Origin of the sequence: Gilliamella sp. Lep-s35, from assembly GCF_009795845.1 — a bacterium.
In the GTDB taxonomy this organism is placed as follows: Bacteria; Pseudomonadota; Gammaproteobacteria; order Enterobacterales; family Orbaceae; genus Gilliamella.
Genome location: NZ_WTEX01000027.1, coordinates 1 through 10,400, shown reverse-complemented (window position 1 = coordinate 10,400; position 10,400 = coordinate 1). Strand labels below are relative to the sequence as shown.

The following is a 10,400-nucleotide window of genomic DNA, read 5'->3' as shown; positions in this document are numbered from 1 at the left end:
GCTACGCAGCATTTATTTTTTTAAATCTGCTATTTTTTTACGGATGTTTTTAGCGCGATCTGATGAAGATGGATGACTACTTAATATAGACGCATCACCACCACCTAATTTCTCAAATGCTGTTGCAAGACCGATTGGATTGATTTTTTTCTTAACTAAATAATCGAAAGAATAATTATCCGCATCTTGTTCTTGTTTTTGTGAAAACTGAGAATTAATTACTGCTGATGCTAAAGCTCCTAAATTAGATTTAGATAGAGAAGCTATTTTAGCATTACCTGATGCAGCTGCTGCATCAAGTGCAATTTCAGTTGTATAAGCAACTTGCATTGCTTTTTTACTATGACCTAAAGCAACATGACCTAATTCGTGACCTAAAACGCCTTGAATTTCATTATCGGTCATCATATCCATTAAACCACTATAAACACGAACACAACCATTAGCCATTGCCCATGCATTAACATCTTTTGTGATATATACTTTATAGTTAATTGGTGTTCCATCTAGATTATTACCAAGTGCTTTAGCAATTTTTTTTAATCGCTTAGCATAAGCGCTTTTGGCTGGAGCAATTTTTGATTGAGCATCCATCTCTGCACATGATTGTTTACTTAATTCTTTTACATCATTATCACTTAAAGTAGCAGCTTTTAAACCTTTCATGCCAAGACTAGTTAAGTCATCTGCGCTCATATTTTTACAACCAACGAGTGACATTGCAGCCACTAAAGGCAGTACAACCAACAATGTTTTTTGATGTTTATTCATACTCTTTTCCTTATATTAATATAAATTTCAAATGCCTATTTTTTTAGACAAGTGAAATTTTAACGCAACTTTAATAATAATCAATAAATAATTACTTGATTAGACATTATGAGGGCTTTAGACTAATGCCTCATTTTTGAGGAACACGATTATGCAACTATCCGATTTTGATTTTTACCTTCCCAAAGAGCTAATTGCCAAACATCCTTCAGAAACTAGAAGCGCATGTAGACTTTTGTCGCTTGATAGTCACACAGGTAAAATTGAAGATAACGTATTTACAGATATTATTGATAAAATCAATCCAGGTGATTTACTTGTTTTCAACGATACTAAAGTTATTCCTGCTCGCCTATATGGGAAAAAAGCTTCAGGGGGAAAAATTGAAATATTAATTGAAAGAATATTAGATAATAACCGAGCTCTTGCGCATATTAAGGCGTCAAAGTCACCGAAAATAGGGACTGAACTAGTACTAGGAGATAACGAGCTTATTAAGGTTACCATGCTAGCACGCCACAATGCTTTATTCGAATTACAATTTCCTGATGATGTACTTACTATTTTAAATAAAATAGGCCATATTCCATTGCCACCTTATATTGACCGACCTGACGATGAACAAGATCGCGAAGTTTATCAAACCGTTTATAGCAAAGTGCCAGGAGCCGTTGCTGCACCCACGGCAGGTCTTCATTTCGATAAACCTTTATTAGAAAAATTAAAGCAAAAAGGGGTTGAAATGGCATTTGTTACTCTACATGTTGGCGCAGGAACATTCCAACCAGTTAGAGTTGAAAACATTGAAACGCATATCATGCACGCCGAATATGCTCAAGTGCCCGACTCGGTTGTGGAAGCTGTTTTAGCATGTAAAGCTCGAAATAATAAAGTTATCGCAGTAGGAACAACTTCTGTTAGAGCGTTAGAAAGTGCCGCTCAAAAAACAGGTAAAATAGCACCATTTTTTGGCGACACCCAAATTTTTATTTATCCTGATTATCAATTTAAGGTCATTGATTCACTTATTACCAATTTTCATCTACCTGAATCGACACTCATTATGCTTGTTTCAGCATTTGCAGGTTATAAAAATACCATGAATGCTTATCAACATGCAGTAAAAGAAAAGTATCGATTTTTTAGTTATGGCGATGCTATGTTTATTACAGCACAGAATTAAAAATATCAAATAAGTAGCCAATAAAATGAAACTGAGCTCAAACTTTATTGGCTATATTAAACCTATCTAAATAAATACTTATTTAGTACCTAATCTTTCTAAAATACGATCAATACGTTTTATATTTGATGGATGTGATGTTGTTGTATTAATTGTTGAATGCATTGGCATTTTTTTTAACATAGTTACAAGCCCTATTGGGTTTATACTTCTGCTCATTAATAACTCCAATGCATAATGATCGGCCTCAAACTCATATTGTTGAGCGACCTCTTTTTTTACAAGAATAACGACATCTTTATTGGTTATCTCAACGTAAGGGGCTAGTCTAAATGATTTTATAGCATGTTTAAGAGCAATATGTGCTTGTTCATGAGCTAAAACTGCCTGTAATTCGTTATCGTTAAGTAATTTAATCAATCCACTATTTATACGAATACAACCATTAACGGTTGACCATGCATTGGGGTCAGTATTTAAATAAACTTTGTAAGTTAATTCAATATTGTTAATCTTTTTGGGTAAAGTTTGAGCAAGCATCTGAAGTTTTTTATTAAGCCTACTGTTTTCGTTAGCAATAACAGATCGTTTATCTGATTCAACACATACTTGCGCGCCAATAGCCTCAATATCTTGTTCAGATAGATGTTTAATTTGTTCTGATGTAATAATAAATGTCGTTTTTTTATTTTGGGATTGACAAGCAACCAATAAAAAACATGACATTAAAAAGAAAACAATGCACTTCAAATGCCTTAATCTCCGTTCAAATATTGTCTATTGTACCTTTGCACGGTAAACTAGCGCCGCAAATTAGTAATACGACGACGTATTATAACAATAATTAGCGCCAAACTGTTTATTTGGTCGCAAGAGGTTAACAAAAAAATGAAATTTGAACTAGACAATACCGATGGACTTGCTCGTCGAGGACGTATGAAATTTGATCGCCGTGGCGTTGAATATACTGTTGAAACACCAGCATTTATGCCTGTTGGTACTTATGGCACGGTAAAAGGCATGACTCCTGAAGAGGTTGCTGCAACTGGTGCGCAAATATTACTTGGTAACACATTCCATTTATGGTTAAGGCCTGGACAAGAAATCATGCGAAAACATGGCGATTTGCATGATTTTATGCAATGGCATGGCCCAATTTTGACCGATTCAGGAGGTTTCCAAGTTTTTAGTTTGGGTGATATTCGTAAAATAAAAGAAGAAGGTGTTTATTTCCGTAATCCAATTAATGGCGATTCGATTTTCTTATCACCTGAAGTCTCAATGGAAATTCAGTATGACTTGGGTTCAGATATCGTAATGATTTTTGACGAATGCGCCCCCTTTCCTGCAGAATGGGATTATGTCAAAAAATCAATGGAAATGTCTTTACGTTGGGCTAAACGTAGCCGAAAGCGTTTTGATGAGTTAGGCAACAAAAATGCACTTTTTGGTATTGTGCAAGGCGGAATACATCAAGAGCTGCGTGATATTTCAATCAAAGGGTTAACTGAAATTGGTTTTGATGGCTATGCCGTTGGAGGATTAGCTGTTGGTGAACCTAAGGCTGATATGCATCGAATTCTTGAAGGCACATGTCCACAATTACCTGCTGATAAACCACGTTATCTTATGGGTGTTGGCAAACCAGAAGATTTAGTTGAAGGTGTTAGGCGTGGAATTGATATGTTTGACTGTGTGATGCCAACCCGTAATGCCCGTAATGGCCACTTATTTGTCACAAATGGTGTAATTAAAATTCGTAATGCAAAATATAAAGACGACACCACGCCACTTGATCCTCATTGTGACTGTTATACATGTAAAAATTACACAAAATCTTATCTTCATCATTTAGACAAATGCGGTGAGATTTTAGGTGCACGTTTAAACACTATTCATAATTTACGTTATTATCAGCGTTTAATGGCAGAAATTCGTGAAGCTGTTGCAAATAAACGTTACGAAGATTTTGTTATTGAATTTTATCAACGAATTGGTAAAACACCTGCGCCGTTATCAAAATAATATCATAACAGATATAATTTTTTATCATAGGTATTGACACTTTTTAGGAAGCGCAGTATTATGCGCTTCCTAACGGCGAGTAGCGCAGCTTGGTAGCGCAACTGGTTTGGGACCAGTGGGTCGGAGGTTCGAATCCTCTCTCGCCGACCAATTTTCAATAAAAAAGCGTGCTTTTCTAAGTGTGATTTTTTTGTTTCTGAGTTTTGAGAATAAAATTTTCCTATTATATTCTCTTATTTAAAATAAATAATTATAAACTCACTCGAGCTTGAATCACCGACTCTCATTGGGATAATTTCGGTTCAATCAAATCCGTTTTATTATTTAATTTATGTAATATCAACGTCGCTATATATTCTTCAATTTGTTTGTAAAAGGTAATGCGACAGTTGTTAATGGTGGGAAGCTAACTTCACTAAATTCATTATTATTTCTATTTTTTCTTTTTCTTTTTTTAAATAAGCTTTTGGGCTTTCTAACCATGATATTGGAAAACTATAAATAATTAGAAATATACACGGAGATAATAAAAGAGGACCATAATCTTGATTAGAGCGTACTATAATTTTAAGTTCACATGCAATTATAATTTGAACAGCTAAAGCAACATAATTGAAAGCTAACATGATGCGCCTTTGCCATTTTTAAACGTTTATTTGTAGAAATCCCTCGCGTTGTTTACAGTAATTTGAGAAAAGACTGTAATAAATATCCATAAAAAAATTAACGCCTTATCACAGACAAGAAATATGGCGCTTATAGCATAAAGAAAAAATAACCGTCACCAATTTAGCAAAACGCTTTATGGTCAGTCGGCCTACCATTTATAACGTACTAAAGAAAGCCCGATTGAAGATAAATTAAGACGGCAAGCTAAACGCTATAACAAAACCTATTCGGGTGAAATGTTACACGTTGATACCAAACGTTTACCTTTACTTAAAAATGAAACGAAACAACAAACGAGAGAATATTTATTTGTTGGCATTGATGATTTTTCACGTGAGCTTTATGCCGGTATTTATCCTGATAAATCCCAATTTAGCTCGGCACAATTTTTACAAAACGATGTGTTAGCCCAGTGTCCTTATACCACTACATGTATTTATTCCGATAATGGACGTGAATATCAAGGCACCAGCGAACACCTATTTGTTAAAACATGCCATAGCCATCGTATTAATCAAAAATTCACCAACCCCGCCTGCCCACAAACGAATGGGAAAGCCGAAAGAGCGATACGAACTTTGAATTGCGATGTGGCATAATCAGCAAATATTTAGCGATTTAAAAGATAGAAAACAAAAACTCAAACGCTTTATTAATTTTTATAATACTGTTAAACCACATAAAGCGATTTCAGGGAAAACGCCTTATGAGTTTTTAGAGGATTATTTTAACCATGAAGTGTAAACAACTCGGCGTTTTCCGACAGAACTCGCCAAAAAGCGAGTTCTTTGTCATCAATCTGAGGTGAGTTTAACTCACCTTTTATATTAAAAATCCAAACTAAATTATAGAATAAACTTGCTTAGATCTTCATCAGCAACCAGTTTATCTAAATGATCACTTACATATTGAGCATCAATTATGACCGTTTGGCCATTAAGTTCACTAGCTTCAAATGAAATCTCTTCCATCAAGCGTTCCAATACAGTATGCAACCGGCGAGCACCAATATTTTCATTTTGTTCATTGACTTGCCATGCTGATTCCGCTATTTTTCGAATACCATCAGTAGTAAAATCAATGTTGACACCTTCTGTTGCCATTAGTGCTTTATATTGAACAGTAAGTGAAGCATTTGGTTCAGTTAAAATACGTTCAAAGTCTTCACTAGTTAGTGCTTGTAGTTCAACTCGTATCGGTAATCTACCTTGCAATTCAGGAATTAAATCAGATGGATTCGCTGTTTGGAAAGCTCCTGATGCAATAAATAAGATATGATCTGTTTTAACAGAGCCATGTTTAGTCGACACAGTACAACCTTCAACTAATGGTAACAGATCCCGTTGCACCCCCTCACGTGAAACATCTGGACCTGATGAGTTACCACGTTTACAAACTTTATCTATCTCATCAATAAAAACAATACCGTTTTGTTCAACTGCCTCAATAGCTTCATGTTTAAGATCATCAGGATTAACTAATTTAGCAGCTTCTTCTTCAATTAACTGTTTAAATGCATCTTTGATCTTCATTTTCCGTGGTTTAGTTTTTTGTCCACCTAAATTTTGAAACATAGATTGTAATTGGTTTGTCATATCTTCCATACCAGGAGGTGCCATAATTTCTACACCAATATTGACACTAGCTACTTCAATCTCAATCTCTTTATCATCAAGTGCACCTTCACGTAGTTTTTTGCGAAAAGCTTGCCTTGCTGTTGAATTATTATCTTCAACTTGCCCCCATCCATCTTTAGCAGGAGGTACAAGCACATCTAAAATACGATCTTCAGCTAATTCTTCCGCTCGATTACGATTACGTTCAATTGCTTGTTGGCGAATCATTTTTACTGCTGAATCTGTTAAATCACGAATGATTGAATCAACTTCTTTACCTACATAACCGACTTCTGTAAATTTAGTCGCTTCTACTTTAATAAATGGTGCGTTAGCTAATTTGGCAAGACGTCTTGCAATTTCTGTTTTACCTACACCTGTTGGGCCAATCATAAGTATATTTTTGGGTGTAACTTCATAACGCAATGTTTCATTTAGTTGCATACGGCGCCAACGGTTACGCAGTGCAATTGCTACAGAACGTTTTGCTTTATCTTGTCCAATGATATGTTTGTTTAATTCGCTTACAATTTCGCGAGGAGTCATTTCAGACATAATGATATTCTCTTTATTCAATTAATTAATAGTTGAGCTCTTCAATAGTTTGGAAATTATTGGTATACACACAAATATCACCAGCAATCGATAACGATTTTTGTACAATATCGTGAGCAGAAAGTGAAGTGTTATCTAGTAACGCACGAGCTGCAGCTTGAGCATAAGGACCGCCAGAACCAATAGCAATTAAATCATCTTCTGGTTGGATAACATCACCAGTACCTGTAATAATCAGTGATGCACTTTCGTCAGCCACCGCAAGTAAAGCTTCTAGTTTACGTAACATTCTATCTGTTCGCCAATCTTTAGCGAGTTCAACAGCAGCTTTGGTTAAATGCCCTTGGTGCATCTCTAATTTTCGCTCAAATAGCTCAAAGAGTGTAAAAGCATCAGCAGTACCACCAGCAAACCCTGCAATCACTTTGTTATTATATAAACGACGAACTTTGCGAGCATTACCTTTCATAATAATACGTTCACCTAACGTGACTTGACCATCACCTCCAATAACGACTTGCCCCTCACGACGGACGCTGACAATTGTTGTCATGTTCTGCTCCTTCTTTTACTTAAAACTTGATTTGAAATGAATAGAAGATATATTGGGATAATTAATGTAATTTCAATATTTTTATTTGAAAATATTGATAATTTTTTGTAAATAAGTTTCAGAAAACCCAGTATTTGCGTATAACGTTATTTAGGCTGAAAATCAATTTCCATCGTTTTCACTTGATCATAAAATGTACTTGAAGGTTTTGGAATTATAGCTCGTTTAGTTGCTGAAAGCGCCTCTCGACATAAAGCTTCATCACCGGCTTTCGCTGTAACATCAAGTAATAGACCATCAGGTGCTATCTGAATTTCTAAAACACAATTACGACCACTATATAATTTGTTGGGATTAATAAATTTATTACTGATAGCATTTTCGACTAAAGACTTATATTTATTAAGTTCTCCATTCGAAACCCCTTTACGGCTAGCCGATCCACCAGATGGATTTTGTGTACCAGATGTCAATCCACCTAACAAGTCATCAAGTTCTTTGTCTTTTTTAGCTTGTGCGGCTTTTCTTGCTTTCTCGGCAGCAGCCTTTTCTGCAGCAGCTTTTTCAGCGGCTTGCTTTTTTGCTCGCTCTTGCTCTTCCTTTTGTTTGTTTAACTCTTCTTGTTTGCGTTCATTCTCCATCCTTTGTTTTTCAATAATTTCTTTTTCGGCCTTCACTTTAGCCTCTTGTTCAGCTTTTTGTTTCACTAGCTCTTCTTGCTTACGTAAAGTTTCTTCACGTTGTTTATCTAATAACTCTCGCTCTGCTTTTAATCTAGCTTCTTGTTCGGCTTTTTGTTTTGCTAGCTCAGCTTGCTGTTGCTCTAGACGCTGTTTTTCTGCTTCTCTTTTTTGCTGTTCTAACTGTTCTTTAGCTTTGCGAGCAGCTTCTTCTTTTTGTCTTGCTAGCTGTGCAGCTTGTGCAGCCTCCTCCTCCTTCTTTTGTTGTTGTTCAACTTGTAAACGCTGCTTTTCTAACTCTTTAAGTCGCTGTTGTTGGGTAAGCTGTTGCTCTTGTAACTTTCGAGCCTGCTCATCTAATTGTTGCTGCCTTTGTTGTTCAGCTTGTTTTTGGTTAACTTGTGTTTTTAATTGCCTTTGATATTGTTCGGTCATGATTGAGGGGTCAACCATAATAGCATCAATAGAATTTCCATTAATGCTACCATAGTTAGTATTATCATCATGAATAGCATGGTAACCCAAAATGACAATTAAAATCACATGTAATATAATGGATACTATAATAGCTATACTTAATTTTGAATTTGGCTTATAAGACATTGCTGATTTCTTGCTATATTGTTTAAATTGGTTGAGTCATTAATCCTACAGACTTAACCCCTGCTGATTGTAATAAATTCAACGTTTTTATAATTTCTTCGTAAGGGACATCTTTTGCACCACCAACTAAAAAAACAGTCTTTTCGTTAAGTGAAATCTGCTGTTTAACTTCGGCGATAATTTGTTCTTGTGGTAAATTAATTTTACGTTCTTGATCAATAATAAGCACATACATCCCAATACCAGATACCTCAATAATAACTGGCTTATTTTCTGAAGGAGAAACTGTTTTAGACTCAGAAGCTTGTGGCAGATCAACTTCAACACTTTGACTAATGATTGGGGCTGTTGCCATAAAAATAAGTACTAATACTAATAATACATCAAGTAAAGGTACTATATTAATTTCAGATTTAATTGAAAAACGTGATGAACGTCTGCTCATAATTATTTCCTAACAGCAACAGCTTGACGCTGTAAAATTGCCGAAAATTCATCAATAAAGTTAAGGTAGCTTTGTTCAATTCGGCTTACACTTAATGATAAACGATTGTAAGCAAGTATCGCAGGAATAGCAGCAAATAAGCCAATAGCTGTTGCAATCAATGCCTCAGCGATACCTGGGGCAACTAATTTTAATGTAGCTTGTTTAGCTTCACCTAAAGAAATAAATGCATTCATAATCCCCCATACAGTGCCAAACAAGCCTATATATGGGCTAATAGAGCCTACGGTACCTAAAAAAGGTATATGCAATTCCAAGTTATCAAGCTCACGATTCATTGATAAACGCATAGAACGTGATGCTCCATCTAAGGCTGCTTCTGCCATATTTGGGTTAATTTGATACAGCCTTGAAAATTCTTTAAAGCCTGAATAGAAAATATGTTCAGTTCCGCTAATTTCTTCTTTATTAAATTTTGCTTTATCAAATAAAACATTTAAATCATCAGCAACCCAAAAACTATTATCAAATTGTTCAATTTGTTTTTTAGCTTTACCTAAAATTTTAGTTCGTTGAAAAATAATAGCCCATGATATAATCGAAAAAATAAGCAGTAACAGCATAACACATTTTACTAAAAAACCTGCTTGCAAAAACAGATCAATAATATTCATATAAACTCCAAAACTAATAACTTAGGAAGCCCACATGGCTTCATTTTAGTGATATTTACACAAGCTATAAGAACATCTGCTGTACTAATAACTTGGTTATTTTGATTTAAAATAGTCTGCTTAAAAATGATAGACGCCTTACGAACTTGCTCAATGCTAGTTGTGATTGTTAGCATATCATCTAAACGAGCTGGAAAATGGTAGTTAATATCCATCTTTTTTACCACAAAAGCAACACCTTCCTGCAATAGCATTTGTTGGTTTATGCCAACCTTTCTAAGTATTTCGGTTCTAGCTCGTTCAAAAAAAGCAAGATAACGTGCATGATAAACTACACCACCGGCATCTGTGTCTTCATAATAAACTCTTGCATTCCATGTATATTGTTTCATATCAAAATCGCACTAATTAAATTTGGTGCTATTATATCTGAATATAAAATTCCCTGCACTATGATATAAAAAAGCTCAAACGAAAACAATTATCATTTACTATTAAAAACTATATCCGAAAAATAAAGAGGTAGCAAATAGTCGCCCCTGATTGATGACAAAGAACTCGCTTTTTGGCGAGTTCTTTGATCTAATAGAGAAGGGTCCATTATTAAAAGGAATTCTTCTATGCTA

14 protein-coding genes and 1 tRNA gene are annotated in these 10,400 nt (G+C 35.0%); 6 read left to right on the top strand and 9 right to left on the bottom strand.

Annotated elements, in window-relative coordinates:
* Positions 1–12: 12 nt before the first annotated feature.
* The gene (locus tag GQ590_RS10375; RefSeq protein ID WP_160406354.1) at positions 13–771 is read right to left on the bottom strand and encodes a M48 family metalloprotease; all 759 of its coding nucleotides are present in this window, start codon (positions 769–771) and stop codon (positions 13–15) included.
* Positions 772–922: 151 nt separating this feature from the next.
* Here GQ590_RS10375 and queA point away from each other — a divergent pair, with 151 nt between their 5' ends.
* Positions 923–1,954: a tRNA preQ1(34) S-adenosylmethionine ribosyltransferase-isomerase QueA gene (queA, locus tag GQ590_RS10370; protein ID WP_160406355.1), complete on the top strand. Its 1,032-nt coding sequence runs from the start codon at positions 923–925 to the stop codon at positions 1,952–1,954.
* 78 nt (positions 1,955–2,032) lie between these two features.
* Here the strand turns inward: queA and GQ590_RS10365 are convergent, their stop codons facing one another.
* Positions 2,033–2,680 carry a M48 family metalloprotease gene (locus GQ590_RS10365; protein ID WP_160422593.1) on the bottom strand — a complete coding sequence of 216 codons (648 nt, stop codon included), beginning with the start codon at positions 2,678–2,680 and terminating at the stop codon, positions 2,033–2,035.
* 162 nt (positions 2,681–2,842) lie between these two features.
* Between GQ590_RS10365 and tgt the strand changes: the two genes are divergently transcribed.
* Positions 2,843–3,979, top strand: a complete 1,137-nt coding sequence (tgt, locus tag GQ590_RS10360; protein ID WP_160406357.1) for a tRNA guanosine(34) transglycosylase Tgt — start codon at positions 2,843–2,845, stop codon at positions 3,977–3,979.
* Between the two features lie 73 nt (positions 3,980–4,052).
* Positions 4,053–4,129 (top strand) — tRNA-Pro (locus GQ590_RS10355).
* A gap of 242 nt (positions 4,130–4,371) precedes the next feature.
* On the opposite strand, the gene GQ590_RS10350 is transcribed toward GQ590_RS10355, so the two are convergent.
* Positions 4,372–4,605 (bottom strand): hypothetical protein, encoded by a 234-nt coding sequence (locus GQ590_RS10350; RefSeq protein ID WP_160406358.1) that lies wholly within the window; start codon positions 4,603–4,605, stop codon positions 4,372–4,374.
* A 148-nt stretch (positions 4,606–4,753) separates the two neighbouring features.
* Between GQ590_RS10350 and GQ590_RS12935 the strand changes: the two genes are divergently transcribed.
* Genes GQ590_RS12935 through GQ590_RS12355 form a run of 3 tightly spaced genes read left to right on the top strand, consistent with a single transcriptional unit; the run spans position 4,754 to position 5,392 of the window.
* Entirely contained in the window at positions 4,754–4,843 is a 90-nt protein-coding gene (locus GQ590_RS12935; protein ID WP_368669162.1) for a hypothetical protein, read from the top strand.
* A 41-nt stretch (positions 4,844–4,884) separates the two neighbouring features.
* On the top strand, positions 4,885–5,247 hold the full coding sequence (locus GQ590_RS12360) for a DDE-type integrase/transposase/recombinase (RefSeq protein ID WP_202112975.1): 363 nt from the start codon (positions 4,885–4,887) through the stop codon (positions 5,245–5,247).
* Positions 5,237–5,392, top strand: coding sequence for an integrase core domain-containing protein (locus GQ590_RS12355; RefSeq protein ID WP_202112974.1), 156 nt, complete (start codon positions 5,237–5,239; stop codon positions 5,390–5,392). The genes GQ590_RS12360 and GQ590_RS12355 overlap by 11 nt, the downstream gene beginning before the upstream one ends.
* Before the next feature lie 101 nt (positions 5,393–5,493).
* On the opposite strand, the gene hslU is transcribed toward GQ590_RS12355, so the two are convergent.
* From hslU to ybgC, 6 genes are all read right to left on the bottom strand, one after another.
* Positions 5,494–6,819, bottom strand: coding sequence for an HslU--HslV peptidase ATPase subunit (hslU, locus tag GQ590_RS10340; protein ID WP_160406359.1), 1,326 nt, complete (start codon positions 6,817–6,819; stop codon positions 5,494–5,496).
* 25 nt (positions 6,820–6,844) lie between these two features.
* On the bottom strand, positions 6,845–7,372 hold the full coding sequence (gene hslV / locus GQ590_RS10335) for an ATP-dependent protease subunit HslV (protein WP_025316169.1): 528 nt from the start codon (positions 7,370–7,372) through the stop codon (positions 6,845–6,847).
* A gap of 146 nt (positions 7,373–7,518) precedes the next feature.
* Positions 7,519–8,655 carry a cell envelope integrity protein TolA gene (gene tolA / locus GQ590_RS10330; RefSeq protein ID WP_160406360.1) on the bottom strand — a complete coding sequence of 379 codons (1,137 nt, stop codon included), beginning with the start codon at positions 8,653–8,655 and terminating at the stop codon, positions 7,519–7,521.
* A gap of 22 nt (positions 8,656–8,677) precedes the next feature.
* The gene (gene tolR / locus GQ590_RS10325) at positions 8,678–9,100 is read right to left on the bottom strand and encodes a colicin uptake protein TolR (RefSeq protein ID WP_065635271.1); all 423 of its coding nucleotides are present in this window, start codon (positions 9,098–9,100) and stop codon (positions 8,678–8,680) included.
* Positions 9,101–9,102: 2 nt separating this feature from the next.
* Entirely contained in the window at positions 9,103–9,774 is a 672-nt protein-coding gene (gene tolQ / locus GQ590_RS10320) for a protein TolQ (RefSeq protein ID WP_065635272.1), read from the bottom strand.
* A complete protein-coding gene (ybgC, locus tag GQ590_RS10315; protein ID WP_160406361.1) occupies positions 9,771–10,166 on the bottom strand; it encodes a tol-pal system-associated acyl-CoA thioesterase in 396 nt (131 codons plus the stop codon). The genes tolQ and ybgC overlap by 4 nt, the downstream gene beginning before the upstream one ends.
* Between the last annotated feature and the right edge of the window lie 234 nt (positions 10,167–10,400).

Excerpts from the sequence above, each read along its gene's own strand:
- GQ590_RS10375 (WP_160406354.1), bottom strand. The coding sequence starts at position 771 with ATGAATAAACATCAAAAAACATTGTTGGTTGTACTGCCTTTAGTGGCT.
- queA (WP_160406355.1), top strand. The coding sequence starts at position 923 with ATGCAACTATCCGATTTTGATTTTTACCTTCCCAAAGAGCTAATTGCC.
- GQ590_RS10365 (WP_160422593.1), bottom strand. The coding sequence starts at position 2,680 with ATGTCATGTTTTTTATTGGTTGCTTGTCAATCCCAAAATAAAAAAACG.
- tgt (WP_160406357.1), top strand. The coding sequence starts at position 2,843 with ATGAAATTTGAACTAGACAATACCGATGGACTTGCTCGTCGAGGACGT.
- GQ590_RS10350 (WP_160406358.1), bottom strand. The coding sequence starts at position 4,605 with ATGTTAGCTTTCAATTATGTTGCTTTAGCTGTTCAAATTATAATTGCA.
- GQ590_RS12360 (WP_202112975.1), top strand. The coding sequence starts at position 4,885 with ATGTTACACGTTGATACCAAACGTTTACCTTTACTTAAAAATGAAACG.
- GQ590_RS12355 (WP_202112974.1), top strand. The coding sequence starts at position 5,237 with ATGTGGCATAATCAGCAAATATTTAGCGATTTAAAAGATAGAAAACAA.
- hslU (WP_160406359.1), bottom strand. The coding sequence starts at position 6,819 with ATGTCTGAAATGACTCCTCGCGAAATTGTAAGCGAATTAAACAAACAT.
- hslV (WP_025316169.1), bottom strand. The coding sequence starts at position 7,372 with ATGACAACAATTGTCAGCGTCCGTCGTGAGGGGCAAGTCGTTATTGGA.
- tolA (WP_160406360.1), bottom strand. The coding sequence starts at position 8,655 with ATGTCTTATAAGCCAAATTCAAAATTAAGTATAGCTATTATAGTATCC.
- tolR (WP_065635271.1), bottom strand. The coding sequence starts at position 9,100 with ATGAGCAGACGTTCATCACGTTTTTCAATTAAATCTGAAATTAATATA.
- tolQ (WP_065635272.1), bottom strand. The coding sequence starts at position 9,774 with ATGAATATTATTGATCTGTTTTTGCAAGCAGGTTTTTTAGTAAAATGT.
- ybgC (WP_160406361.1), bottom strand. The coding sequence starts at position 10,166 with ATGAAACAATATACATGGAATGCAAGAGTTTATTATGAAGACACAGAT.